The organism is Enterobacter cloacae complex sp. IR5428, assembly GCF_049238585.1.
GTDB lineage: Bacteria > Pseudomonadota > Gammaproteobacteria > Enterobacterales > Enterobacteriaceae > Enterobacter > Enterobacter intestinihominis.
In genome coordinates this window covers 233,493-259,675 of record NZ_JBMKHV010000004.1, presented here as the reverse complement: position 1 = coordinate 259,675, position 26,183 = coordinate 233,493, and the positions used below count along the sequence as shown (strand labels likewise).

Here is a 26,183-nt window from a genome sequence, read left to right as displayed (position 1 = left end):
TGGTCATTACCCCGCAGAGGCGTAAAATCCTGCTTAACAATTAAGGAGATCGCCATGAAACATGACCATTTTGTTGTGCAAAGCCCGGATACACCTGCTAATCAGCTACTGCTTCTGTTTCATGGCGTGGGCGACAATGCCGTCAATATGGGACAGATTGGCAGCTGGTTTGCACCCGTTTTCCCACACGCGCTGATCGTCAGTATCGGCGGCGTGGAGCCCTGCGGTCCGGACGGGCGGCAGTGGTTTTCCGTCGAGGGCGTGACGGAGGAAAATCGTCAGGCACGTATTGATGCCGTTATGCCAGCCTTTATCGATATCGTGCGTTACTGGCAGCAGCAGAGCGGCGTAGGTGCCAATGCAACAGCGCTGATTGGCTTCTCTCAGGGCTCAATCATGTCGCTGGAAAGCGTAAAAGCGCAGCCCGGACTGGTGTCCCGCGTTATTGCCTTCAACGGGCGTTTTGCGACGTTACCGCAAAGCGCGACCACGCAGACCACGATCCATCTCATTCATGGGGGTGAAGACCGGGTAATTGAGCTTTCGCATGCGGTTGCGGCCCAGGACGCGCTGATGCGTGAAGGCGGGGATGTGACGCTGGATATCGTGGACGATCTGGGGCATGCCATTGACGATCGCAGCATGCAGTTCGCGCTCAATCATCTGCGTTATACCGTACCTAAGCACTACTTTGATGAAGCGCTCAGCGGCGGTAAGCCGAATGATGATGATATCGTCGAGTTTATGTGAGGTTTCCCCTCTCCTTAGGGAGAGGGAAAACAGAGCGATTACTTCTTCTGGTCCTTCTTCGGCCAGTCGTCTTCATCGTCCCACTTGTCGTTAAAATCACGGTGCGGCGGAAGATCCGGTTTGTTGGCAAGGAACTTTTTGTGGTCAACGCGCTTGAGATCTTTAATCACGTTAAGCAGCACGCCTACCAGAAACACCAACACCAGAATCCACCAGTACTTTGAAAGCCAGTCCATTCGCTAATCCTCTTTAAGCACCCGTCAGGCGACGAGCTGCTCCATAATACGTTGATACATGCGGGCCAGCAGTTGTAAATCGGCAGCGTTCACGCATTCATTGATTTTGTGAATCGTCGCGTTAACCGGACCCAGTTCGACAACCTGTGCGCCCATGCGGGCGATAAAGCGTCCGTCAGACGTGCCGCCCGTTGTCAGCAGCTGTGGCTTAATCTCATTATAGTGCGCGATGGCGTTCACTACCGCATCCACCAGTTTACCGCGCTGCGTCAGGAACGGCTGGCCAGACAGCCACCAGTCGAGGGTATAGCGCAGCTGGTATTTCTCTAGCAGCGCAATCACGCGCGCTTTTATCATCTCGTCGGTCAGTTCGGTGCTGAAGCGGAAGTTAAACTGGACGAAGAGATCGCCGGGAATGACGTTGTTGCTGCCGGTGCCGGCCTTGATGTTGGCTATTTGCATGCTGGTTGGCGGGAAAAATTCGTTGCCTTTATCCCATTCAATGCCCACCAGTTCGTTCAGCATCGGCGCGGCGCGGTGTACCGGGTTATCCGCCAGGTGCGGATAGGCAACGTGGCCCTGCACGCCATGAATAGTCAAATTGCAGGTCAGGGATCCACGGCGGCCATTTTTCACCACATCGCCCACCACTTCGGTGCTGGACGGTTCGCCCACCAGACAGTAGTCCAGACGTTCATTGCGCGCCATCAGCGCCTCAACGACCTTCACGGTGCCGTTGTGGGCGCTGGCTTCTTCATCGGAGGTAATCAAAAACGCAAGACGGTTTTTATGGTTCGGATGCTGGGCGACGAAACGCTCTGCCGCCACGACCATCGCAGCCAGGGAACCTTTCATATCCGCAGCGCCTCGTCCGAAAAGCATGCCGTCGCGGATGGTTGGCTCAAAAGGCGGGTTGATCCAGCGGTCTGCGTCGCCTGCGGGAACTACGTCGGTATGTCCGGCAAACGCCAGCGTCTCCCCCTGACCGCGCCATGCCCAGAAGTTCTGCGTATCGCCAAAATCCATGTGCTCGACGGTAAAACCGATGGCACGCAGGCGTTCAATCATTAATGCCTGACAACCTGCGTCGTCCGGGCTAAGGGAAGGACGGCGAATAAGCTGCTGAGTCAGCTCAATGACCGGGCATGACATAGACTACACCTCAACGAATAAATCTGAATAAAGGGTTTCACTGAAACCCAGCAGCATAGGCTGACCTGGCTTGCAGAGCAATGGGCGTTTGATGATTGCCGGCATTTCAAGCATCAGTTTGGCTGCGCTGTCGGCGTTGTTGATCGTGGCCCGGAGAGATTCATCCAGTTTTCGCCAGGTGGTCCCGCGGGTGTTCAGCAGCGCTTCCCAGCCCAGTTCGTTGATGGCGGAATGGAGAAACGCGGGGTCAAGCCCGTCGGCACGGTAATCATGGAAGCGATAGTCGATGTTGTGTGCTTCCAGCCAGCGGCGGGCTTTTTTAATCGTATCGCAATTCTTAATGCCGTACATCACAACCATAGTGAATCCTTTTGTTCTTGTGTGGATTAAAAGTTCAATATTTTCGAAGATATATCCTTAAGTGGAATATAACATATTCGGAATTTTTCGTGATTTACAATTCTCCATAATTCAACGAACAGCTGTACGCTGAATAGTGTTCCATCTTTTAAGCATAGTTGTCCACTCTGTATAAATTGCCAATAAACTCAGGGGGAAATTAAAAATGCTGTCATTTTTCTGACTATTTCAAAATATTGCTGTAGGTCACATAAAATTTACCCGTCAACGCTCATAGTGATCCTAAACCTACCTGCACAGCGAGGCTCAATCACAGCAATCGGTTAAAGTGGCTTCACAATGATGATACGTTTTCGTAGAATGCACATAATAATAAGAGAGGTTGTTATGATTGAACATGAACTGGGGAACTGGAAAGATTTTATCGAAGGCATGCTTCGTAAATGAATTTCCGGTAAGAAATGCAAGAGCACTTAATTAACTAAAATAACCATAGTGTGAAAGAATCACACAATAAAAAGGCGGCCTGTAAAGCCGCCTTTTTTTTATTTCAACGGGTTATTCCGGCTTATCCTTCAGCGGGAAACGACGGCGTATCAGCACAAAGAACAGCGGTACGAAATAGATAGCCAGAATCGTCGCGGAAATCATTCCCCCCATAACGCCCGTTCCCACCGCGTGCTGGCTGCTGGAGCCTGCACCGGAGCTGGTGGCCATCGGCAGGACGCCAAACACAAACGCCAGAGAAGTCATCAGGATCGGGCGCAGGCGCTGACGACAGGCGTGCAGCGTGGCGGCCATCAGTTCGTGACCTTTGGCATTCATCTCATTGGCAAATTCGACGATCAGAATGGCGTTTTTCGCCGACAATCCGATTACGGTGAGGAGTCCGACCTGGAAATAGACATCGTTTTCCAGGCCACGCATCCAGGTTGCCAGCAGCGCGCCGATGACCCCGAGAGGCACCACCAGCATTACCGAGAACGGCACTGACCAGCTTTCATACAGCGCCGCCAGGCAGAGGAACACCACCAGCAGCGAAAGGGCATACAGGGCAGGCGCCTGCGCGCCGGAAAGCCGTTCCTGGTAGGACATCGCCGTCCACTCCAGGCCAAAGCCGGTCGGTAACTGCTGAACCAGTTTTTCCATAATGTCCATTGCAGTACCGGTACTGACGCCAGGCGCGGCTTCACCGACAATCTCCAGCGCCGAATAGCCGTTGTAACGCTCCAGACGCGGCGAACCGGTCTCCCAGCGTGACGTCGCAAACGCCGAGAACGGCACCATGCCGCCGGTGTTATTGCGCACATACCAGCGGTTGATATCGTCCGGCAGCATGCGGTATTTGGCAGCAGACTGAACGTAGACCTTTTTCACGCGACCGCGATCCATAAAGTCATTCACGTAGCTTGAGCCCCATGCCGTTTGCAGGGTGTCGTTAATGTCGTCGATGGAGACGCCCAGCGCCTGCGCTTTACGCTGGTCGATATCCACCTGTAGCTGAGGGCTGTCATCCAGACCGTTATGACGAACGCGGGTAAGCTGCGGATCTTTCCCGGCCAGCTCGAGCAGTTTATCGCGAGCTGCCATCAACGCGTCATGCCCGGCACCCGCGTGATCCTGAAGCTCCATATCAAATCCGGCTGAGCTGCCCAGGCCACTGATAGCGGGCGGGCTGCTGGCGAAAACGCGCGCTTCCTTGATTTTGTTGAACGCTTTAGTTGCACGTTCAATGATGGCAAAGGAGGAGCCGCTATCGCTGTCGCGCTGGTCCCAGTCTTTCAGGCGCACAAACATACGCGCCACGTTCTGCCCGTTACCGCCAGGGCCAGAGCCGACGGTGGAGAAGACGGAGACCACGTTATCCTTCTCCTGAGTATGGAAGTAGTTCTCAACCTTCTGCACCACTTTCAGGGTCTGCTGCTGGGTCGAGCCGCTCGGTAACTGTACGGAGGTGATAAACATGCCGCGATCTTCCAGCGGCAGGAACGAGGTTGGCAGCCGCAGGAATAAGAAGACCATGCCGCCGAGCAGCAGGACATAGACCACCATCCAGCGCACGCTGCGGTGCAGTACTTTACCCACGCCCGCTTCATAGCGCGCCGCATTTCGGTTAAACATGCGGTTAAACCAGCCGAAGAAGCCTTTTTGACCGTGGTGTTCGCCCTTATGCAGCGGTTTGAGCAGCGTCGAGCACAGAGCAGGGGTAAGGATCATCGCCACCAGTACGGAGAGCACCATCGCAGAGACGATGGTGATCGAGAACTGGCGATAAATCGCGCCCGTAGTGCCGCCAAAAAACGCCATCGGGATAAATACCGCCGACAGCACCATGGCGATACCGACCAGCGCACCCTGAATTTGCCCCATCGATTTACGCGTGGCCTCGCGGGGCGAAAGCCCTTCCTCGCTCATGATGCGCTCGACGTTTTCCACCACCACGATGGCATCATCCACCAGCAGGCCGATGGCCAGCACCATGGCGAACATGGTCAGGGTGTTGATGCTGTAACCGAAGGCATACAGCACCGCAAAGGTTCCCAGCAACACCACCGGCACCGCAATGGTGGGGATCAGCGTGGCGCGGAAGTTTTGCAGGAACAGGTACATCACGAGGAACACCAGCGCGATAGCTTCGAGCAGGGTTTTCACCACATCTTCGATGGAGGCTTTTACGAATGAGGTGGTTTCGTAGGCGACTTTGTACTCCAGTCCGTGCGGGAAGTAATGCGACAGCTCATCCAGACGCTCTAACACCCGCTGCGCGGTCGCCATTTCGTTAGCGCCGGAGGCCAGTTTCACCCCCAGGCCGGACGCAGCATTGCCGTTAAAGCGGCTCAGGTAGTCATATTTTTCCGCCCCCATTTCCACGGTGGCGACATCCCCCAGACGCACTTCCGAACCGTCCTGATTCACGCGCAGAGTGATATTGCGGAACTGTTCAGGCGTCTGGAGCAGCGACTGGGAGTTGATGGTGGCGTTAAGCGCCTGGTTATCCACGGACGGCGTACCACCGAGCTGCCCCACGGCAATCTGTGCGTTCTGCGATTCGATGGCGTCGGTGACATCTTTGGCGGTCATCTGCACGCTGTTCAGCTTGTTGGGATCCAGCCAGATACGCATGGAATACTGCGAGCCGTAGGCGTCGATATCACCCACGCCGTTGATACGGCTGAGCGGGTCCTGAATATTACTGGCGACGTAGTCCGCGATGTCCTGCTTATCCATCGAGCCATCGGTTGAAACAAACGCGATGGTCAAAATATTGGTGTCACCGGTCTTACGCACGGTCACCCCCTGGTTCTGCACCGCCTGAGGCAGTTTACGCAGGGCCGATTGCAGCTGGTTTTGCACCTGCTGCACCGCTTCGTCCGGATCCGTGCCCGCCGTAAAGCTCAGGGTTACCGTCGCCTGGCCCGTGGCGCTGCTCTGCGAGGACATGTACATCAGGTTATCAAGACCCGTCATGTTCTGCTCGATAACCTGCGTGACGGTATTTTCCAGCGTCTGTGCCGAGGCGCCAGGGTAGTTCGCCGTGATACGCACGTTAGGGGGGGCGAGGTCGGGGTATTGCTCAACAGGAAGGGAAGTAATCGCCAGGACACCCGTCAGACACAACAGGATTGCTAGCACCCAGGCAAAAATGGGGCGATCGATGAAAAAATTCGCCATTAAAATGTGACCTCGTTTTGCTGCACGTCATTATTGTTTATTGCCCGCCTAACTTTAGCGGTAAGGCCTAGGTCAAACGTGGAGAAATAAAGGAGATAATGTAAATTATCATGCGCTTTTTTCAGCGCGCCTTCTTTCCCGCTATTTTTCAGCCTGCGCCGCAGGTGTCCGGAACGTCACGCTGACCTGTGTACCGCCCTGTGGCGGCTGAGAAAAGTGTAATGTTCCGCCGAGCCGTCCCGCGCGTTCGCGCATGATATTCAGCCCGTAATGCCCCGGCGGTTCACTGGCGTCGCCGATACCAATACCGTTGTCGCGGATCGTGACCGTGTGAGTACCGTCCGCGGTGGTGACGCAGCTGACCACAATCTCGCTGGCGTCGGCATGTTTAATCGCATTCAGCACTGCCTCACGCACAATCTGTAAGAGGTGCACCTGTTTTTGCGCGTCCAGCGCAAGCGATGAGAGACGGCAGTCAAGCACCAGCTTCGCGCTGGTCTGGCTTTGCAAACCGTCGAGAGACTCCTGTAGCGCGGCAGGAAGATTGGCGTGGTTGAGCGTCAGGCGGAAGGTGGTGAGCAGCTCGCGTAGCTGATGCCAGGCGTTATTCAGCTCGCGGGAGAAGGCCGTAATGATGGTCTGCGCCGGGGCATTGTCGCCCGGCACGGCATGCTTCAGCAGCGTAAGCTGAATACGCAAATAGGAGAGCACCTGCGCCAGCGAATCATGCAACTCGCGCGCGATGGTGGCGCGCTCTTCCATCAGCAGCAACTGCTGATAATGTTTCTGCGCCTGATTGAAATAGAGCCCCCGGCCCAGCATCGTCGCCACGCTTTCCATGAGCGGCAGCGGAACATCCCCGGTCGCGCTTTGCCAGCGCAGTTCGCCGTACAGGGTGTCCTGCATTAATACCGGTAAATTGTGCATTTTCTCACCCGGGGACTCCTGTCCTTCGTAAAGCTGCCAGTCGTCACTGGTGCGCAATTGCAGGTAATTCATCTGCGTATAGTCATGCACAATTTGCAAAATATGCCGGAAGCAGTGGCTGTCTATCTGCCCGGTATTCAACGCCTGTGAGCATTTGAACAGCATTTCGAGCTGCTGATGCGCTTCATTCAGGTGGCGGGTTTTTTCGGCAACGGAGTGCTCCAGGGAACGGTACAGGGTGTGTAATTCCGCCGACATATGGTTGAAGGCGCGGGAAAGCTGGCCCAGCTCGTTGGGAAGCATAATATCCGGCGCGGGGGTATCGAACTGCCCCTGTTCGATACGCTCGCTCGCTGCCACCAGATTATTCAGCGGCAGCACAACCTGACGGCGGATGCGCCGCAGGGTCATCACCGCCAGCAGCAGGATGCCCAGGCCGCCCGTCAGCGACATGAAAATCACCAGCTGAATCTTATGTTCGGTGTAGTGCTGTAGCGCCAGCACAAAGGCATCTATCCGGCCCACGAAATCCTCTATGTGGCTCTGATACCACCCGGTATCGCCGCTGGCGATACGCGTGTCCATCTCCTGCCAGCCAAGCTGCAACTGCTGGTAACGCTGTTTGACGTCCTCTGGCACATACCAGCGGTTTAGCTTCTGCAACGCAGGCGCGCTCAGCGTTTTCTGCCAGACCGCGCGGTGCTCTGCCAGTGACGGGCTGGCGCGCTGCATTTCGTAGCCCAGGCGGTAGCTCTGCATGCGCAGCGATCCGGCGATGTTAATCGCCTCGGCGTCGCGCTGGCTGCTGGCGAGTGTAACCAGCGCAATGGCGCTGATCAGAACGGACAAGACAATCATCGAAAAGAAAGCCCGAGCCAGGCTTCCCGATACGGGGCGTTTAACGGTCACTCATCAGCTTCCTGAATTAAATTGATCTGCCACAGGTTCACTGGAAATAGTTCGCCTTCCTGGGCATTTGAACATTGCGTCGCCATGCCACTGTGGGTAAATACGATAACAATATAAAGAATAAGGTTATTGAACCAAAAACAGGTGTTGTTATGAATCGTTTTATTATGGCCAACGCTCAACAGTGTATCGGTTGTCGCGCCTGCGAAGTTGCCTGTGTGATGGCGCACAACGGGGAGCAGCACGCGCTGAGCGAGCGCCATTTTCATCCCCGCATTACGGTCCTTACCTCTGGCTTGCGAAAAAGCCCAGTGACCTGCCACCACTGTGAAAATGCGCCCTGCGCGCAAAGCTGCCCGAACGGAGCCATCACGCAACACAGCGACAGCGTACAGGTCAATCAACAAAAATGCATTGGCTGTAAAGCCTGCGTGGTGGCCTGCCCGTTTGGCACGATGGACATGCTGATCACCCCGCTTGAAAACGACAGCGTAAAGGCCTCGGCGCACAAATGCGACCTCTGCCTGGAAAGGCCGCAAGGCCCGGCCTGCGTTGAAAACTGCCCGGCGGAGGTGCTTACGCTCGCCACCCCAGCCGTGCTGGATAAGCTGGTTAAACAGCGCCGACAGCGCAGCGCAAGGCTGGACGCGCTGCCGTGGCACAGCGAGGCGGTTCAATCAGCCCCTCCGCAAACCAAACGGCAACAGATGCAAAACACCCCGGCGCGCGGTGAGCCGGATAAGCTCAGCCCCGACGCGCGCGCCGGCCATTTTAACGAGATCTACTTGCCGTTTCGCCCGGAACAGGCGCAGCGCGAAGCATCCCGGTGCCTGAAATGTGGCGACCACAGCATTTGCGAGTGGACCTGCCCGCTGCATAACCATATTCCGCAGTGGATTGAGCGGATCAGGGCGGGGGATATCATCGGTGCGGCTGAGCTTTCTCACCAGACTAACTGTTTACCGGAAATTACCGGCCGCGTCTGTCCACAGGATCGATTATGTGAAGGCGCCTGCACCCTGCGGGATGCGTCAGGGGCGGTAACCATCGGTAATATCGAACGATATATCTCGGATCGGGCGCTGGCGATGGGCTGGACGCCGGACGTCAGCCACGTTACACCGGTCGGTAAGCGCGTCGCCATCATTGGTGCCGGTCCGGCAGGGCTGGCCTGTGCCGACGTACTGGTGCGCAGCGGCATCGGTGTGACGGTCTACGATCGCCATCCAGAAATCGGCGGATTGCTGACCTTTGGTATTCCGGCCTTCAAGCTGGATAAATCCCTGTTAGCGCGGCGCAGAGAGATATTCAGCGCGATGGGTATCCGCTTCGAGCTGAACTGCGAGGTGGGAAAAGACGTGTCGATGGCCCAACTGCAAAACGACTACGATGCCCTGTTCATCGGCGTAGGGACCTATCGTTCCATGAAAGCAGGTATCCCTCATGAAGACGCGCCGGGCGTGTACGACGCGCTGCCGTTTTTAGTGGCAAATACGCGGAATGTGATGGGCCTTGATCCTGCCGCAGACGAGCCGTTTATTGACACGCAGGGGTTAAACGTGGTGGTGCTGGGCGGGGGCGATACGGCGATGGACTGCGTGCGCACCGCGCTGCGACATGGCGCGGCGAAAGTAACCTGCGCCTATCGGCGGGACGAGGCCAACATGCCGGGCTCAAAGAAAGAGGTTAAAAACGCGAAAGAAGAGGGCGCGGCGTTTGAATTTAATGTCCAGCCGGTTGAGCTCACGCTGGATACCGACGGGAAGGTCAAGGGTATCCGGATGCTGCGCACCCGTCTGGGCGAGCCGGATGCGCAGGGGCGGCGTCGTCCTGTCCCGGTGGCGGGCAGTGAGTTTGTCATGCCAGCGGATGCGGTGATCATGGCGTTTGGGTTTAATCCGCACGCCATGCCGTGGCTTCAGGCGCAGGGCGTCGACACCGACGACTGGGGGCGCATCAGGGCCTCCGTGGAGAGCCGTTATCGTTACCAGACCTCGAATCCGCAGATTTTTGCTGGCGGTGATGCGGTACGTGGTGCGGATCTGGTGGTCACCGCGATGGCGGAAGGGCGCCATGCCGCGCAGGGGATCATGGACTGGCTTGGCGTGCCGCCGCGCAATATGCATTAACGCAGACGGGCGACAAAGCGGGCATCACGGCGTAGTATAAACAGACTCATTTTGCCGTGGAGCCCGTATGTCCCTGAACATTACCGTTATTAAAGACAAAATCCTTTCTGAAAATTACTTTGTCCTGCGTAACATCACTTACGATCTCACCCGTAAGAGCGGGGACGTCATTCGCCATAAACGCGAAGTCTACGACCGGGGCAATGGTGCAACCATTCTGCTGTATAACCGTGAAAAGCAAAGCGTGGTGCTGATCCGCCAGTTTCGCATCGCGACATGGGTCAATGGCAACGCGGACGGACGTCTGATTGAAACCTGTGCAGGTCTGCTGGACGACGATGAGCCGGAAGTGTGTATCCGCAAAGAAGCCATTGAAGAGACGGGCTTTGAGGTGGGGGCGGTGCAGAAAGTCTTTGAGCTGTTTATGTCCCCTGGCGGGGTTACCGAGCTGGTTCACTTCTTCATTGCGGAGTACACCGATGCCCAGCGCACGCACCGGGGCGGTGGCGTGGACGATGAAGACATTGAAGTGCTGGAAATGCCTTTCGCTCAGGCTGTCGACATGGTGAAAAGCGGCGAGATCCGCGACGGTAAAGCGGTGATCCTGTTGCAGTATCTGCAAACCAGCGGTTTGATGAATGCTGCGTCGGTAGCGTGATAAGTTGTATTTCAGATAAATCTATCCGATAAATCCGATTGAGCCAGCCCGCCCAGGGCACGAAGATACGCCCCAGATTGACCTATTCGTTTCCGGGGCTGTGCCGTTCATGCGCTACTGCGTTATTTTTCTCTTCTTCATTTGCGTGCTTCCCGCACCTTTGGTGTGGGCTGCGCCTGCGCAGCAGTCTTTTTCAGACTGGCAGGTGACCTGCAATAACCAGAATTTCTGCGTAGCGCGCAACACCGGCGAGCATCGCGGTCTGGTCATGACGCTGAGCCGCAGTGCGGGGGCAAAAACGGACGCCAGCCTGCGCATCGATCTCGGCGGTCTTTCGACGCCTCCGGTGAAAGAGCCTGACATTGCCCCGCGCCTGCTGCTCGACAATGTGCCGCTTCAGCTCACGTCGCAACACTGGCAGTTAACCCCCTGGCATCTTAAAACAGACGATACGGGCACCATCACCACGTTTCTGAAAACCATTCAGGAGGGGCAGGCGCTGACCCTGCGCGGGGGGAAGCAGACAATCTCTCTGGCCGGTCTGAAAGCGGCGCTGCTGTTTATTGATGCCCAGCAAAAACGCGTCGGAAGTGAAACGGCATGGATTAAAAAAGGAGATAGTCCACCGCTGAGCGTGCCGCCTGCGCCGGCATTAAAAAAGGTGGCAGTGGTGAACCCCACGCCAACGCCGCTGACGCATAACGAACTTAACGATCTGCTGGATTACGGTACCTGGCGCATGAACCACAGCCAGTGCTCCCTCGATCCGAACCGGCGTGAAGTGCGCGTGACCGCGTTGACCGATGACAAAGCGCTGATGATCATCAGCTGTGAGGCGGGGGCGTACAACACCGTCGATCTGGCGTGGCTGGTGTCGCGTAAAAAACCGTTTGCTGCCAGAAGCGTGAGATTGCGCCTGCCGTTTACCCCTTCCAGCCAGAGTAGCGACATGGAGCTGATGAATGCCAGCTTCGATGAAAAAACGCGCGAGCTGACCACGCTGGCACTGGGACGCGGGATTGGCGACTGTGGGATCCAGACCCGCTGGCGTTTTAACGGCCAGCGCTTCCGCCTGGTGCGCTACGCGGAAGAGCCAAGCTGCGATAACTGGAATGGGCCAGATGCCTGGCCCACGCTGTGGATCACAAGGTAGGGCGCTGTCGCTTACCGGGCCTACGTTTTAGCGATTTGTAGGCCCGGTAAGGCGTAGCCGCCACCGGGCACGAAGACTGCACTACAGCACGCTCAGCGCCTTCTCCACCACATTCTCAACGGTAAAGCCGAAGTACGGGAACAGCTTATCGGCCGGGGCGGATTCACCGTAACCCTTCATGCCGACAATCGCCCCTTTCAGACCCACATATTTGTACCAGTAGTCGGCAATGCCAGCTTCAACCGCCACGCGCGCCGCGACGTTTGAAGGCAGCACCGATTCGCGGTACGCCTCATCCTGGGCATCAAAGATATCCGTTGAAGGCAGGGAAACCACGCGCACCGCGTGACCCTCGGCGGTCAGTTTCTCGGCCGCTTTTACCGTGATTTCCACCTCTGAACCGGTGGCAATCAGGATCACGTCCGGCTTACCGCCGCTGTCTTTCAGGATGTACCCGCCGCGGGCGATATTTTTCACCTGCTCCGGCGTGCGCTCGATCTGCGCCAGGTTCTGGCGCGACAGGATCAGCGCTGTGGGTCCGTTATGGCGCTCTACGGCCAGCTTCCAGCCCACAGCCGCTTCAACCTGATCGCACGGACGCCAGGTGCTGAAGTTTGGCGTCAGGCGCAGGCTCGCCAGCTGCTCTACCGCCTGGTGCGTCGGCCCATCTTCACCCAGTCCGATGGAGTCGTGGGTATACACCATGATTTGCCGCGCCTTCATCAGGGCCGCCATACGCGCCGCGTTACGGGCATATTCGACAAACATCAGGAAGGTGGCGGTGTACGGCACGAAGCCGCCATGGTGGGCGATACCGTTGGCAATGGCGGTCATCCCGAACTCGCGCACGCCGTAGTGGATATAGTTCCCGGCAATGTCTTCCTTCAGGGATTTAGAGCCAGACCAGATGGTGAGGTTACTTGGCGCCAGATCCGCCGAGCCGCCCAGCAGTTCGGGCAGGACAGGGCCAATCGCGTTCAGGGTGTTTTGTGACGCCTTACGGGTGGCAATTTTCGCCGGGTTAGATTGCAGGTTTTCAATCAGCGCCTGAGTTTTCTCTTCCCAGTCTTCCGGCAGGCCACCGCTCATGCGGCGGTTAAATTCGGCCGCCAGCTCCGGATACGCTTTTTTGTAGGCAGCAAACTTCTCGTTCCAGGCCTGCTGCGCTTTTTCACCTGTTTCGCGAGCATCCCAGGCCCTGTAGATCTCTTTTGGGATCTCAAAGGCCGGGTGTTTCCAGCCCAGTTTCTGGCGGGTCAGCGCCACTTCCTCTTCACCCAGCGCCGCGCCGTGCGCCTCTTCTTTACCCGCTTTGTTCGGCGAGCCGAAGCCGATGGTGGTGCGGCAGACGATCAGGGACGGTTTGTCCTTTACACTCTGCGCTTCCTGAATCGCTTTTTTCACCGCCTCAGGATCGTGACCGTCGATTTCGTGCACCACGTGCCAGTGATAGGCTTCAAAGCGTTTTGCCGTGTCGTCGGTAAACCAGCCCTCGGTTTCCCCGTCAATGGAGATACCGTTGTGATCGTAGAAGCCAATCAGCTTGCCCAGCCCCAGGGTGCCCGCCAGCGAGCAGACCTCGTGGGAGATCCCCTCCATCAGGCAGCCATCACCCATAAAGACATAGGTGTAGTGATCGACAATCTCGTGGTCGGGCTGGTTGAACTGCGCGGCCAGCGTACGCTCTGCAATCGCCAGGCCGACAGCATTCGCCAGCCCCTGGCCCAGCGGGCCGGTAGTGGTTTCAACACCCGGCGTATAGCCGATCTCCGGGTGGCCCGGCGTTTTGGAGTGCAGCTGGCGGAAGTTTTTTAACTCCTCAAGCGGCAGATCGTAACCGGAGAGGTGCAGCAGGCTGTAGAGCAGCATCGAGGCATGACCGTTGGAGAGAATAAAACGGTCGCGATCGTACCAGGTCGGATCGGTCGGGTTGTGCTTCAGGAAGTCGTTCCACAGCACTTCGGCAATATCAGCCATACCCATGGGGGCGCCAGGGTGGCCGGAATTGGCTTTTTGTACGGCATCCATGCTGAGGGCGCGAATGGCGTTGGCGAGCTCTTTACGGGACATAGTTCACTCCGTGGCAAGGTTAAAGTTTGGCGGCGAGAAGATCTTCGAGTTTGCGCTGGTCGACGGCGAACTGGCGGATGCCATCTGCCAGTTTTTCCACGGCCATTGGATCCTGATTGTGCTCCCAGCGGAATTCCGCTTCGGTCATGGGTTTCGGTTTTGGCAGAACGGTAGAGGTCGGTACCAGCTTGCGGATCACCGTCTCTTCACTCTCCTGAAGCTTTTTCAGCAGGTCAGGAGAGATGGTCAGACGGTCACAGCCCGCGAGCGCCAGGATCTGCTCGGTGCGGCGGAAGCTGGCCCCCATCACGATGGTCTCGTAGCGATGCTGCTTGTAATAATCGTAGATATTACGCACCGATTTTACGCCAGGATCTTCTTCCACCACGTACGGATCCATTGGCTGTTTCGCCTGATACCAGTCGTAGATACGCCCGACAAACGGTGAAATCAGGAACACGCCCGCTTCGGCGCAGGCACGCGCCTGGGCGAAGGAGAACAGTAGCGTCAGGTTGCAGTGGATCCCCTCTTTCTCCAGCACTTCCGCCGCGCGGATGCCTTCCCAGGTAGACGCAAGCTTGATCAGAATGCGTGACTTATCGATCCCCTGCTCCTGGTAGAGTTCCACTATGCGGCGGGCCTTGTTAATGCTTTTTTCCTGGTCGAACGAGAGGCGGGCGTCCACTTCGGTAGAGACGCGCCCCGGTATGCTTTTAAGAATTTCCGCACCGATATTGACCGCCAGCTTGTCGCTGGCTTCGGCGACCTGCTGTTCCTGCGTTTTCCCGCGCTGTTTGCCGTAGGCAAGGGCGTCATCAATCAGATGACTAAAGTGCGCAAGACCGGCCGCCTTGAGTAGCAGAGAGGGATTGGTGGTCGCGTCTTCCGGCTGGTAGTGACGAATCGACTCGATGTCGCCGCTGTCTGCAACCACGGTGGTAAATTGTTTGATGCCGTCTAGCTGGTTCATAATTACTCCTTGGAAATAAAAGAGTTAGTCGAGTGCGTTAGTTCACACTTCTGAGAAAATCATGATGGACTTAACAAAAAAGCATAGCAGACGGGGGAGGCATTGCTTTCTGAGACGGGTAACATGGCTGTTATAAATTGATAACAATTTTTATTCTGCAATGGTGAGAGTTTGGCAGCCTTCAAAGTTTAGGAGCCTGCCTGCGGCGATACTATGCGGCACACCAGGGTGTGCATAGGAACGTCGACATCACCCTTTTTGACCGAAACGTGAAAGGAATAACAAGATGGATGATCAGTTAAAACAAAGCGCTCTCGATTTTCACGAGTTTCCTGTTCCGGGTAAAATCCAGGTATCCCCGACCAAACCGCTGGCGACCCAGCGCGATCTGGCGCTGGCCTACTCGCCGGGCGTGGCTGCTCCGTGTCTGGAAATCGAAAAAGATCCGCTGGCAGCGTACAAATACACTGCGCGCGGCAACCTGGTGGCCGTTATCTCTAACGGTACGGCGGTGCTGGGGTTAGGGAACATCGGTGCGCTGGCTGGTAAGCCGGTGATGGAAGGGAAGGGCGTTCTGTTTAAGAAATTTGCCGGTATCGACGTCTTCGATATCGAAGTGGACGAACTGGATCCGGATAAATTCATCAACGTGGTGGCGGCGCTGGAGCCGACCTTCGGCGGCATCAACCTGGAAGACATCAAAGCGCCGGAATGTTTCTATATCGAGCAGAAGCTGCGCGAGCGTATGAACATTCCCGTGTTTCATGACGACCAGCACGGCACGGCGATTATCAGTACCGCCGCCATTCTGAACGGCCTGCGCGTGGTAGAGAAAAATCTCTCCGACGTGCGCATGGTGGTCTCCGGCGCAGGCGCCGCGGCCATCGCCTGTATGAACCTGCTGGTGGCGCTGGGCATGCAGAAGCACAATATTGTGGTCTGCGACTCCAAGGGCGTGATCTACAAAGACCGCGAGCCAAACATGGCGGAAACCAAGGCGGCCTATGCGGTGGAAGACGACGGCAAGCGCACGCTTGAAGACGTGATTGACGGTGCTGACATTTTCCTCGGCTGTTCAGGCCCGAAAGTGCTGACCCAGGAGATGGTGCAGAAGATGGCGCGCGCGCCAATGATCCTGGCCCTGGCGAACCCGGAGCCGGAAATTCTGCCGCCGCTGGCGAAGGCGGTGCGTGAAGACGCTATCATCTGCACCGGACGTTCGGACTACCCGAACCAGGTGAACAACGTGCTCTGCTTCCCGTTCATCTTCCGCGGGGCGCTGGACGTCGGCGCCACGGCGATCAACGAAGAGATGAAGCTGGCCGCCGTTCATGCTATCGCAGAGCTGGCGCACGCCGAGCAGAGCGAAGTGGTGGCCTCCGCCTACGGCGATCAGGATCTGAGCTTCGGCCCCGACTACATCATCCCTAAACCATTTGACCCGCGTCTGATCGTGAAGATCGCGCCAGCGGTGGCCAAAGCGGCGATGGACTCCGGCGTGGCGACGCGGCCGATTGAAGATTTCGATGCCTACGTCGATAAACTCACCGAGTTCGTTTACAAAACCAACCTGTTTATGAAGCCGATCTTCTCCCAGGCGCGCGCCGACGCGAAGCGCGTGGTGCTGGCGGAAGGGGAAGAGGCGCGCGTGCTGCATGCCACGCAGGAGCTGATCACCTTAGGGCTGGCGAAACCGATCCTGATTGGTCGTCCGAGCGTGATCGAGATGCGTATTCAGAAGCTCGGCCTGCAAATAAAGCCGGGCGTGGACTTTGAGATCGTTAACAACGAATCCGATCCGCGCTTCAAAGAGTACTGGAACGAATACTATTCGATCATGAAGCGTCGCGGGATCACCCAGGAGCAGGCGCAGCGGGCGGTGATCAGCAACACCACGGTGATCGGCGCGATCATGGTTCATCGCGGTGAGGCGGATGCGCTGATCTGCGGCACCATCGGCGAGTACCATGAGCATTTCAGCGTGGTACAGGAGATCTTCGGCTATCGCGAGGGCGTCCATACTGCCGGCGCAATGAACGCGCTGCTGTTGCCAAGCGGTAACACCTTTATCGCCGATACCTACGTCAACGACGATCCCTCCCCGGACGAACTGGCGGAAATCACCGTGATGGCGGCGGAAACCGTGCGCCGCTTTGGTATCGAGCCGAAAGTGGCGCTGCTGTCGCACTCAAACTTCGGGTCATCCAAATCCGCAGCGGCGTGCAAAATGCGCCAGACGCTGGACCTGGTGCGCGAGCGTGCGCCGGAGCTGATGATCGACGGCGAGATGCACGGCGACGCCGCGCTGGTGGAGAGTATTCGTAATGAACGTATGCCGGACAGCCCGCTGAAAGGCTCGGCGAACGTGCTGATTATGCCGAACGTGGAAGCGGCGCGTATCAGCTACAACCTGCTGCGCGTGTCGAGTTCTGAAGGGGTGACCGTAGGGCCGGTACTGATGGGGGTGTCAAAACCGGTACATGTGTTAACGCCGATTGCCTCCGTGCGTCGTATCGTCAACATGGTGGCGCTGGCGGTGGTTGAGGCGCAGACGCAGCCGCTGTAATTTATTGCCCTCGCCCCTCACCCTAACCCTCTCCCCATAGGGGAGAGGGGACTGCTCTGAGCCGTCTTTTCACCCTCGCCCCTTTGGGGAGAGGGCCGGGGTGAGGGGTAAGGGTTAAACCCAGTCCCGAACCTTAATAAACTCACTCAAGGCAGCCTCCGGGCTGCCTTCTTTTGGCGCGTAGCTGTATTCCCAGCGCACCAGCGGCGGCATCGACATCAGAATGGACTCCGTGCGCCCGCCGGTTTGCAGGCCAAACAGCGTCCCGCGATCCCACACCAGATTAAACTCCACATAGCGCCCGCGACGGTAGAGCTGGAACTCACGCTCGCGCACGCCGTAGTCGGTGTCTTTGCGGCGTTCGACAATCGGAAGATAGGCGTCGGTAAAGCCTTCACCCACCGCGCGCATAAAGCTGAACGCGGTATCAAAATCCGGGGTATTGAGATCGTCAAAGAACAGCCCGCCGATGCCGCGCTGCTCGTCGCGGTGCTTCAGATAAAAATAGTCATCGCACCACTTTTTGTATTTCGGGTAAACGTCTTCGCCAAACGGCAGACAGAGGTCGCGCGCGGTGGTGTGCCAGTGCACGGCGTCCTCTTTAAAGCCATAGTAAGGCGTTAAGTCGAAACCGCCGCCAAACCACCAGACCGGATCGGCTCCCGGTTTTTCCGCGATGAAAAAGCGCACGTTGGCGTGGCTGGTTGGCACAAACGGGTTATGCGGATGCACCACCAGCGATACGCCCATCGCCTCGAAGCTGCGGCCCGCCAGTTCAGGCCGATGCGCCGTGGCGGACGCTGGCATTGCATCACCGTGGACGTGGGAGAAGTTGACCCCGGCCTGTTCAAAAATACCGCCGTTACGCAGCACGCGGCTGCGCCCGCCGCCGCCCGCTTCGCGCTGCCAGGTGTCTTCCTGGAATTCACCGCCGTCTGCGGCGGTCAGTTTCTGGCAAATCGCGTCCTGGAGCTGCATCAGGAAAGTTTTGACCAGCTGTGCATTCGGTTTCATCAACGTTTCCTGGAGTGCGCTTTTTGATTATCGAACCAGTTGAAATAACTGATGACCCCGGAGGCGATGGCGTTCGCGATCTTCTGACGAAACGCCTTAGTGCCGAGTAAACGCTCTTCTTCCGGGTTGGTAATGAACGAGGTTTCCACCAGCACGGACGGAATAGACGGTGACTTCAGCACCACAAACGCGGCCTGCTCGGTGCTTTTACTGTGCAGACGGTGCACGGGTTTAATCCGTTTGAGGATATGCGAGCCGAGCGTCAGGCTGTTTTTGATGGTATCGGTCTGCACGAGATCGAACAGAACCTGCTGTAACAGATGGTCTTTGTCGGTGGCTTTTTTCCCGGCCACTTCATCCGCCCGGTTTTCGCGATCGGAGAGGTATTTCGCCATGGCGCTACTGGCGCCACGGTTGGAGAGCGCAAATACCGAGGCGCCTGCGGCGGAAGGGTTTGTGAAGCCATCCGCGTGAATGGACATAAACAGATCTGCGCCGTGCTTGTGGGCAATCTCCACGCGATCGTACAGCGGGATAAACGTGTCGCCCGTGCGCGTCAGGCGGGCGTCAATACCGTTACTGCGTAAAATTGCGCGTACATTTTTTGCAATTGCCAGCACGACGTGTTTTTCTTTCGACCCGTTTCGGCCAATGGCGCCGGTGTCGATCCCGCCGTGGCCCGGATCGAGCATGACCAGACGCTTTGCGCCAGCTTTTTTGGTTTTCGGCTTGCTGTGTCCGTTACTGGTTTTAAGCGTGCTCTCTTCTTTTGCCTGAGCCTGCTTTGCGATACCCGATAACGTTAAGGCCGCCAGCCCCGCTTTGAGAACCTGACGACGCGATGTGAGTGCTTTTAATGGTTTGAATGTGCTCATGCGGCCTGAATTGTAAAAATTGGGGTCCTGGTGTTATATCGTATCGTGTTTCCCGTTACGACAGTCCTTATTGAGAATTGTTTTACTTTTCATTTCAATACGTGACAAAGTGACATTATGCCAAATTTTGGCGAGTTTTTCCCCGGTTATTGGCTAAACGCCCTGTTCACGCCATAATCACTGTTTTTAAACCCGAAAAGGCGGTTAATACCATGGAGATACGCGTTTTTCGCCAGGAAGATTTCGAAGAGGTGATCACCCTTTGGGAGCGCTGCGATCTGCTGCGTCCGTGGAACGATCCGGAAATGGACATCGAACGGAAGGTGAATCACGACGTCAGTCTGTTTCTGGTCGCTGAGGTCAACGGCGAAGTGGTCGGGACGGTGATGGGTGGGTACGACGGCCACCGCGGCTCGGCCTACTATCTGGGCGTGCACCCGGAATACCGCGCGCGCGGCATCGCCAACGCGCTGCTTAACCGTCTGGAAAAGAAACTGATCGCCCGTGGCTGCCCGAAAATCCAGATTATGGTCCGGGAAGATAACGACGTGGTGCTGGGCATGTATGAACGTCTGGGCTACGAGCACGCGGATGTACTGACGCTGGGTAAGCGCCTGATCGAAGATGAAGAGTACTGAGTTCCACCCTGGCGACTACGACGTTCACGGTCGTCTGCGTCTGCCTTTTTTGTTCTGGTGCGTTCTGCTGTTGCAGGCCCGCACCTGGGTGCTGTTCGTGATGGCTGGCGCGTCGCGCGGGCAGGGCGATACGTTACTGAATCTCTTTTATCCCGATCACGATGCGTTCTGGCTGGGGTTACTGCCGGGCGTACCGGCGGTCCTAGCGTTTCTGTGCAGCGGACGGCGGCAAGCCATTCCGCGCTTCTGGCGCGCGCTTCGCTGGCTGTTGATCCTGGCGCAGTTTGTGCTTCTGGTCTGGCAACCCTTGCTCTGGCTGTACGGCGAGCCGCTTTCGGGTATCGGGATTGCACTGGTGGTGGCGGATATTGTCGCGCTGCTGTGGCTGGTCACGAATCCCCGTTTACGCGCCTGTTTTACGCAAGAGCCAGATTAAAACGGCACTTTTTGCCGATACTGCACTCCAACAAGCGTTGATTTACTACGTAAGGACGTCTCAATGAAATCGCTGCGTTTACTTTTATGCGCTCTCCCGCTGGCGTTAACCGGCTGTTCCACGCTCTCATCCATCAACTGGTCTGCGGCCTATCCGTGGAACTGGTTTGGATCCTCAATGGAAGTGACCGAGCAGGGCGTGGGCAAAATCACCGCCTCGACGGCGCTGGATCAGGATGCCATTCAGGATGCCATCGGCAGTGATTATCGCCTGCGCAGCGGCATGAAAACCGAGAACGGCAACATCGTGCGCTATTTCGAAGCGTTGAAAGATGACAAGGTGGCAATGGTCATCAACGGCGATAAAGGTACGGTCAACCGCATTGCGGTGATGGATGAAGAGATCCCGACCTCAGGTGGCGTGAAGGTGGGAACGCCGTTTGGCGAACTCTATCAGAAAGCGTTTGGCCACTGCGCCAGTGTGCCATCGGAGGAGAGCGTGGCGGTCGAGTGTAAGGCCGACGGCAGCCAGCATATTAGCTATGTGTTCAGCGGCACCTGGAACGGTCCGGAAGGGTTAATGCCGTCTGACGACACCCTGAAAAAGTGGAAAGTGAGCAAAATTATCTGGCAGCAGTAATTTGCGCCTGAGCAAGCCGCCTCGCTGAAATCCGGGTATAATAGCCGCCATCAATGCCACGCTGTCGTGGCATCTTTATTTCAGGAGGAGCGATGTCTCAGGTTCAGAGTGGCATTTTGCCAGAACATTGCCGGGCGGCGATTTGGATTGAAGCCAACGTCAAAGGGGACGTGGATGCCCTGCGCGCGGCCAGCAAAGTTTTCGTTGATAAACTGGCCACCTTCCAGGCCAAATTCCCCGAAGCCCATCTGGGCGCGGTGGTCGCCTTTGGCAGCACCGTCTGGCGTCATCTGAGCGGCGGCGAAGGCGCAGAAGAGCTGAAAGACTTTATTCCTTATGGCAAAGGTCTTGCGCCCGCCACCCAGTATGACGTTCTGATCCATATCCTCTCCCTGCGTCACGACGTGAACTTTTCTGTCGCTCAGGCTGCGATTGAGGCCTTTGGTGACAGTATCGACGTGCAGGAAGAGATCCACGGTTTCCGCTGGGTGGAAGAGCGCGATTTGAGCGGCTTCGTCGACGGCACCGAAAACCCGGCCGGGGAAGAGACGCGTCGCGAGGTGGCTGTAATCAAGGATGGCGTGGACGCGGGCGGCAGCTATGTGTTCGTCCAGCGCTGGGAGCATAACCTCAGGCAGCTTAACCGCATGAGCGTGCATGACCAGGAGATGATGATTGGCCGTACCAAAGATGCCAATGAAGAGATTGACGGCGATGCGCGTCCGGTCACTTCCCACCTGTCCCGCGTTGACCTTAAAGAAGACGGTAAGGGGCTGAAGATTGTTCGCCAGAGCCTGCCGTACGGCACCGCGAGCGGTACGCACGGCCTGTACTTCTGCGCTTACTGCGCACGCCTCTACAACATCGAACAGCAGCTGCTGAGCATGTTTGGCGATACCGACGGTAAGCGTGACGCCATGCTGCGCTTCACCCGCCCGGTGACCGGCGGCTACTACTTTGCGCCGTCCGTTGAGCGCCTGCTGGCGTTGTAAATCGCTCTCCATTCGTAGGCCGGGCAAGCGTGAGCGCCACCCGGCAATTTCTCCCGCACCTCTTATTCCCTTTTCTGCTTCTAAATCACCAAACGGTATATAAAACCGTTACTCCTTTAGACTCCGTTATAAATATTATGACTATAAGATAGTCATCACATTTATAAGGGTGCGCAATGGCCGTTACTGTACTGAAAAAAGGATCGCTGGCACTGGCAGGTTTACTGCTGGTGGCGCAGGCGCAGGCAACCGAGTTGCTGAACAGTTCTTATGATGTTTCGCGCGAGCTGTTTGCCGCCCTTAATCCCGCATTTGAACAGCAGTGGGCGAAAGAGAACAACGGCGACAAGCTGACCATCAAGCAGTCGCACGCTGGCTCATCTAAGCAGGCGCTGGCCATTTTGCAGGGGCTGAAAGCGGACGTGGTGACCTACAACCAGGTCACGGACGTGCAGATCCTGCACGACAAAGGCAAACTGATCCCGGCGAACTGGCAAAGCCGCCTGCCGAACAACAGTTCGCCATTTTACTCCACCATGGGCTTCCTGGTGCGCAAGGGCAACCCGAAGAACATCCACGACTGGAACGACCTGGTGCGTTCAGACGTAAAGCTGATCTTCCCGAATCCGAAAACCTCCGGCAACGCACGTTACACCTATCTGGCGGCGTGGGGCGCGGCGGACAAAGCTGACGGTAACGATAAAGCGAAAACCGAACAGTTTATGACCCAGTTCCTGAAAAACGTCGAGGTGTTTGATACCGGCGGTCGTGGCGCAACCACCACCTTCGCCGAGCGCGGGCTGGGCGACGTACTGATCAGCTTTGAATCCGAAGTGAACAATATTCGTAAACAGTACGAAGCGCAGGGCTTCGAAGTGGTTATCCCGAAAACGAACATTCTGGCCGAGTTCCCGGTGGCGTGGGTGGATAAAAACGTTAAGGCTAACGGCACAGAAAAGGCGGCGAAAGCCTACCTGAACTATCTGTACAGCCCGCAGGCGCAAACCGTTATCACCGACTACTACTACCGTGTCAACAACCCGGACGTGATGAGCAAGCTGAAAGACAAACTCCCGCAGACCGAGCTGTTCCGCGTGGAAGATCATTTTGGCGCCTGGCCTGAGGTCATGAAAACGCATTTTGTCAGCGGCGGTGAGTTGGACAAACTGCTGGCAGCGGGGCGTAAGTAATGTTTGCAGTGTCCTCCAGACGTGTGCTGCCGGGCTTTACCTTAAGCCTCGGGACCAGCCTGCTGTTCGTCTGTCTGATTTTGTTATTACCGCTCAGCGCGCTGGTGATGCAGCTCGCTGAGATGAGCTGGTCCCAGTACTGGGAAGTGATTACTAACCCACAGGTGGTGGCGGCCTACAAGGTCACCCTGCTGTCTGCGTTCGTGGCCTCGATTTTTAACGGCGTGTTTGGCCTGCTGATGGCGTGGATCTTAACTCGCTATCGCTTCCCGGGCCGCACCCTGCTCGACGCGCTGATGGATCTGCCGTTTGCCCTGCCGACGGCGGTTGCCGGTTTGACGCTGGCGTCGCTGTTTTCCGTGAACGGCTTTTACGGTGAGTGGCTGGCTAAGTTTGATATCAAAGTGACCTATACCTGGCTCGGTATCGCGGTGGCCATGGCCTTTACCAGCATCCCGTTTGTGGTACGTACCGTGCAGCCGGTGCTGGAAGAGTTAGGACCCGAATACGAAGAGGCCGCAGAAACGCTCGGCGCCACGCGCTGGCAGAGTTTTCGCAAGGTCGTGCTGCCGGAACTCTCTCCGGCGTTGCTGGCGGGTATCGCGCTCTCCTTTACCCGCAGCCTCGGTGAGTTTGGCGCGGTCATTTTTATCGCCGGGAACATCGCGTGGAAAACCGAAGTAACCTCGCTGATGATTTTTGTCCGTTTGCAGGAGTTTGATTATCCGGCCGCGAGTGCGATTGCCTCGGTGATCCTTGCCGCGTCGCTGCTATTGCTGTTCTCGATTAACACTCTGCAAAGTCGCTTTGGTCGACGTGTGGTAGGTCACTGATGGCGGAAGTTACGCAATTGAAGCGCTATGACGCGCCCCGCATCAACTGGGGCAAATGGTTTCTGATTGGTACCGGCGTGCTGGTCTCCGCATTTATTCTGGTCGTGCCGATGGTGTACATCTTCGTTCAGGCCTTCAGTAAAGGGATTATGCCCGCGCTGCAAAACCTGGCCGATCCGGACATGCTCCACGCCATCTGGCTGACGGTCATGATTGCCCTGATCACCGTCCCGGTGAATCTGGTGTTTGGCGTATTGCTGGCCTGGCTGGTAACGCGCTTTAACTTCCCGGGGCGTCAGCTGCTGCTGACCCTGCTGGATATCCCGTTTGCGGTGTCACCGGTGGTGGCGGGTCTGGTTTATCTGCTCTTCTACGGTTCCAATGGCCCGCTGGGCGGCTGGCTGGATGAACACGACCTGCAGATCATGTTCGCCTGGCCGGGGATGGTGCTGGTGACCGTCTTTGTCACCTGTCCGTTCGTGGTACGCGAGCTGGTGCCGGTGATGCTCAGCCAGGGCAGCCATGAAGATGAAGCCGCGGTGCTGCTCGGCGCTTCCGGCTGGCAGATGTTCCGCCGCGTCACGCTGCCGAATATCCGCTGGGCACTGCTTTACGGCGTGGTGCTGACTAATGCCCGTGCGATTGGTGAGTTTGGTGCGGTGTCGGTGGTATCCGGCTCGATTCGCGGCGAAACCCTGTCGCTGCCGTTACAGATTGAATTACTGGAACAGGACTACAACACCGTCGGTTCCTTTACTGCCGCAGCGTTGCTGACGCTGATGGCGATTTTGACCCTGTTTTTGAAGAGTGTGGTGCAGTGGCGTTTAGAGAATCAGGAAAAACGTCAGCATCAGGAGGGAAATCATGAGCATTGAGATTGCCAATATTAAGAAGTCTTTTGGTCGCACCCAGGTGCTGAATGATATCTCGCTGGATATCCCTTCCGGACAAATGGTGGCGCTGCTGGGGCCGTCTGGCTCCGGTAAAACCACGCTGCTGCGTATTATCGCCGGGCTTGAGCACCAGACCAGCGGACATATCCGCTTCCACGGTACGGACGTAAGCCGTTTGCATGCCCGCGACCGTAAAGTGGGTTTTGTATTCCAGCACTACGCCCTGTTCCGCCACATGACGGTATTCGACAACATCGCGTTTGGTCTGACCGTACTGCCGCGTCGTGAGCGTCCGAATGCGGCCGCCATCAAAGCGAAAGTGACCAAACTGCTGGAGATGGTGCAGCTGGCTCATCTGGCGGACCGCTTCCCGGCACAGCTTTCTGGCGGGCAGAAACAGCGCGTGGCGCTGGCGCGTGCGTTAGCCGTGGAACCGCAAATCCTGCTGCTGGACGAACCGTTTGGCGCGCTGGATGCGCAGGTGCGTAAAGAGCTCCGCCGCTGGCTGCGTCAGCTTCATGAGGAACTCCAGTTCACCAGCGTTTTCGTGACCCACGATCAGGAAGAGGCGATGGAAGTAGCCGACCGCGTGGTGGTGATGAGTCAGGGCAACATTGAGCAGGTTGACGAGCCAGAGCAACTCTGGCGTGAACCGGCGACCCGCTTTGTGCTGGAGTTTATGGGGGAAGTAAACCGCCTTCAGGGTACTATTCGCGGCGGTCAGTTCCACGTTGGCGCGCACCGCTGGCCGCTGGGGTATACCTCCGCGCACCAGGGGCCGGTGGATCTGTTCCTGCGCCCGTGGGAAGTGGACGTCAGCCGCCGTACCAGCCTGGACTCACCGCTTCCGGTGCAGGTGCTGGAAGCTAGCCCTAAAGGTCACTACACCCAATTAGTGGTACAGCCCCTGGGCTGGTACACCGAGCCGCTGACCGTGGTTATGCGTGACGACGAGCCGCCGCACCGGGGGGAACGCCTGTTTGTGGGGCTGCAACACGCGCGCATTTATCACGGCAACGAGCGCATCGAGACGCGCGAGGATATTGCTCTGGCGGAGTCAGCCTGATAGGTTATTGAGTATGTTTTTCGCCCGGTGGCGTGATGCTTACCGGGCTTTTTAT

23 protein-coding genes are annotated in these 26,183 nt (G+C 57.0%); 14 read left to right on the top strand and 9 right to left on the bottom strand.

The features are described 5' to 3' along the window. Nucleotides 1-54: 54 nt before the first annotated feature. Nucleotides 55-750 carry an esterase gene (ypfH, locus tag ACOTXC_RS07750; RefSeq protein ID WP_421767540.1) on the top strand — a complete coding sequence of 232 codons (696 nt, stop codon included), beginning with the start codon at nucleotides 55-57 and terminating at the stop codon, nucleotides 748-750. Nucleotides 751-788: 38 nt separating this feature from the next. Here the strand turns inward: ypfH and ACOTXC_RS07745 are convergent, their stop codons facing one another. Genes ACOTXC_RS07745 through ACOTXC_RS07735 form a run of 3 tightly spaced genes read right to left on the bottom strand, consistent with a single transcriptional unit; the run spans nucleotide 789 to nucleotide 2,498 of the window. Then, a complete protein-coding gene (locus ACOTXC_RS07745) occupies nucleotides 789-986 on the bottom strand; it encodes a YpfN family protein (protein ID WP_000383991.1) in 198 nt (65 codons plus the stop codon). A 24-nt stretch (nucleotides 987-1,010) separates the two neighbouring features. Then, nucleotides 1,011-2,138, bottom strand: a complete 1,128-nt coding sequence (gene dapE / locus ACOTXC_RS07740) for a succinyl-diaminopimelate desuccinylase (RefSeq protein WP_017383496.1) — start codon at nucleotides 2,136-2,138, stop codon at nucleotides 1,011-1,013. A 3-nt stretch (nucleotides 2,139-2,141) separates the two neighbouring features. Continuing rightward, the gene (locus ACOTXC_RS07735) at nucleotides 2,142-2,498 is read right to left on the bottom strand and encodes an ArsC family reductase (protein ID WP_045309148.1); all 357 of its coding nucleotides are present in this window, start codon (nucleotides 2,496-2,498) and stop codon (nucleotides 2,142-2,144) included. A gap of 387 nt (nucleotides 2,499-2,885) precedes the next feature. Between ACOTXC_RS07735 and ypfM the strand changes: the two genes are divergently transcribed. Beyond that, complete coding sequence (gene ypfM / locus ACOTXC_RS07730; RefSeq protein ID WP_100181659.1) at nucleotides 2,886-2,945, top strand: protein YpfM; 60 nt, start codon at nucleotides 2,886-2,888, stop codon at nucleotides 2,943-2,945. 111 nt (nucleotides 2,946-3,056) lie between these two features. Here ypfM and acrD read toward each other — a convergent pair whose 3' ends face one another. Continuing rightward, on the bottom strand, nucleotides 3,057-6,170 hold the full coding sequence (gene acrD, locus ACOTXC_RS07725) for a multidrug efflux RND transporter permease AcrD (protein ID WP_022648965.1): 3,114 nt from the start codon (nucleotides 6,168-6,170) through the stop codon (nucleotides 3,057-3,059). Nucleotides 6,171-6,311: 141 nt separating this feature from the next. Then, nucleotides 6,312-8,006, bottom strand: a complete 1,695-nt coding sequence (gene narQ / locus ACOTXC_RS07720; protein ID WP_421767539.1) for a nitrate/nitrite two-component system sensor histidine kinase NarQ — start codon at nucleotides 8,004-8,006, stop codon at nucleotides 6,312-6,314. A 152-nt stretch (nucleotides 8,007-8,158) separates the two neighbouring features. Here narQ and aegA point away from each other — a divergent pair, with 152 nt between their 5' ends. From aegA to ACOTXC_RS07705, 3 genes are all read left to right on the top strand, one after another. Further along, complete coding sequence (aegA, locus tag ACOTXC_RS07715; protein WP_074143517.1) at nucleotides 8,159-10,135, top strand: formate-dependent uric acid utilization protein AegA; 1,977 nt, start codon at nucleotides 8,159-8,161, stop codon at nucleotides 10,133-10,135. Between the two features lie 67 nt (nucleotides 10,136-10,202). Next, nucleotides 10,203-10,793 (top strand): GDP-mannose pyrophosphatase NudK, encoded by a 591-nt coding sequence (gene nudK, locus ACOTXC_RS07710; RefSeq protein ID WP_022648962.1) that lies wholly within the window; start codon nucleotides 10,203-10,205, stop codon nucleotides 10,791-10,793. A 109-nt stretch (nucleotides 10,794-10,902) separates the two neighbouring features. Next, on the top strand, nucleotides 10,903-11,946 hold the full coding sequence (locus ACOTXC_RS07705; protein ID WP_023306673.1) for a DUF1176 domain-containing protein: 1,044 nt from the start codon (nucleotides 10,903-10,905) through the stop codon (nucleotides 11,944-11,946). 81 nt (nucleotides 11,947-12,027) lie between these two features. On the opposite strand, the gene tkt is transcribed toward ACOTXC_RS07705, so the two are convergent. After that, entirely contained in the window at nucleotides 12,028-14,016 is a 1,989-nt protein-coding gene (gene tkt / locus ACOTXC_RS07700; protein WP_022648960.1) for a transketolase, read from the bottom strand. Between the two features lie 19 nt (nucleotides 14,017-14,035). Next, nucleotides 14,036-14,986, bottom strand: a complete 951-nt coding sequence (gene tal / locus ACOTXC_RS07695) for a transaldolase (RefSeq protein ID WP_022648959.1) — start codon at nucleotides 14,984-14,986, stop codon at nucleotides 14,036-14,038. A 286-nt stretch (nucleotides 14,987-15,272) separates the two neighbouring features. Here tal and maeB point away from each other — a divergent pair, with 286 nt between their 5' ends. Beyond that, complete coding sequence (gene maeB, locus ACOTXC_RS07690; RefSeq protein ID WP_023300666.1) at nucleotides 15,273-17,552, top strand: NADP-dependent oxaloacetate-decarboxylating malate dehydrogenase; 2,280 nt, start codon at nucleotides 15,273-15,275, stop codon at nucleotides 17,550-17,552. 114 nt (nucleotides 17,553-17,666) lie between these two features. Here maeB and hemF read toward each other — a convergent pair whose 3' ends face one another. Both hemF and amiA read right to left on the bottom strand, forming a co-directional pair. Further along, nucleotides 17,667-18,566 carry an oxygen-dependent coproporphyrinogen oxidase gene (gene hemF, locus ACOTXC_RS07685; protein ID WP_022648957.1) on the bottom strand — a complete coding sequence of 300 codons (900 nt, stop codon included), beginning with the start codon at nucleotides 18,564-18,566 and terminating at the stop codon, nucleotides 17,667-17,669. Beyond that, the gene (amiA, locus tag ACOTXC_RS07680; RefSeq protein ID WP_023306670.1) at nucleotides 18,566-19,441 is read right to left on the bottom strand and encodes an N-acetylmuramoyl-L-alanine amidase AmiA; all 876 of its coding nucleotides are present in this window, start codon (nucleotides 19,439-19,441) and stop codon (nucleotides 18,566-18,568) included. Before amiA ends, hemF begins: the two co-directional genes overlap by 1 nt. Nucleotides 19,442-19,653: 212 nt before the next feature. On the opposite strand from amiA, the gene ACOTXC_RS07675 reads away from it, so the two are divergent. The 8 genes from ACOTXC_RS07675 (at nucleotide 19,654) to cysA (ending at nucleotide 26,128) form a co-directional block, all read left to right on the top strand. Further along, entirely contained in the window at nucleotides 19,654-20,079 is a 426-nt protein-coding gene (locus tag ACOTXC_RS07675) for a GNAT family acetyltransferase (RefSeq protein WP_003861292.1), read from the top strand. Further along, a complete protein-coding gene (locus ACOTXC_RS07670; RefSeq protein WP_023306669.1) occupies nucleotides 20,066-20,515 on the top strand; it encodes a DUF2919 domain-containing protein in 450 nt (149 codons plus the stop codon). The genes ACOTXC_RS07675 and ACOTXC_RS07670 overlap by 14 nt, the downstream gene beginning before the upstream one ends. Nucleotides 20,516-20,578: 63 nt before the next feature. Next, a complete protein-coding gene (locus ACOTXC_RS07665) occupies nucleotides 20,579-21,154 on the top strand; it encodes an RpoE-regulated lipoprotein (RefSeq protein ID WP_022648954.1) in 576 nt (191 codons plus the stop codon). Between the two features lie 92 nt (nucleotides 21,155-21,246). After that, the gene (locus ACOTXC_RS07660; RefSeq protein ID WP_022648953.1) at nucleotides 21,247-22,146 is read left to right on the top strand and encodes a Dyp-type peroxidase; all 900 of its coding nucleotides are present in this window, start codon (nucleotides 21,247-21,249) and stop codon (nucleotides 22,144-22,146) included. Between the two features lie 176 nt (nucleotides 22,147-22,322). After that, nucleotides 22,323-23,336, top strand: a complete 1,014-nt coding sequence (locus tag ACOTXC_RS07655) for a sulfate ABC transporter substrate-binding protein (RefSeq protein ID WP_421767538.1) — start codon at nucleotides 22,323-22,325, stop codon at nucleotides 23,334-23,336. Further along, complete coding sequence (gene cysT, locus ACOTXC_RS07650; RefSeq protein WP_022648951.1) at nucleotides 23,336-24,169, top strand: sulfate/thiosulfate ABC transporter permease CysT; 834 nt, start codon at nucleotides 23,336-23,338, stop codon at nucleotides 24,167-24,169. The genes ACOTXC_RS07655 and cysT overlap by 1 nt, the downstream gene beginning before the upstream one ends. Beyond that, complete coding sequence (gene cysW, locus ACOTXC_RS07645) at nucleotides 24,169-25,044, top strand: sulfate/thiosulfate ABC transporter permease CysW (protein ID WP_003861305.1); 876 nt, start codon at nucleotides 24,169-24,171, stop codon at nucleotides 25,042-25,044. The genes cysT and cysW overlap by 1 nt, the downstream gene beginning before the upstream one ends. Beyond that, nucleotides 25,034-26,128, top strand: coding sequence for a sulfate/thiosulfate ABC transporter ATP-binding protein CysA (gene cysA / locus ACOTXC_RS07640; RefSeq protein ID WP_022648949.1), 1,095 nt, complete (start codon nucleotides 25,034-25,036; stop codon nucleotides 26,126-26,128). Before cysW ends, cysA begins: the two co-directional genes overlap by 11 nt. Nucleotides 26,129-26,183 lie beyond the last annotated feature (55 nt).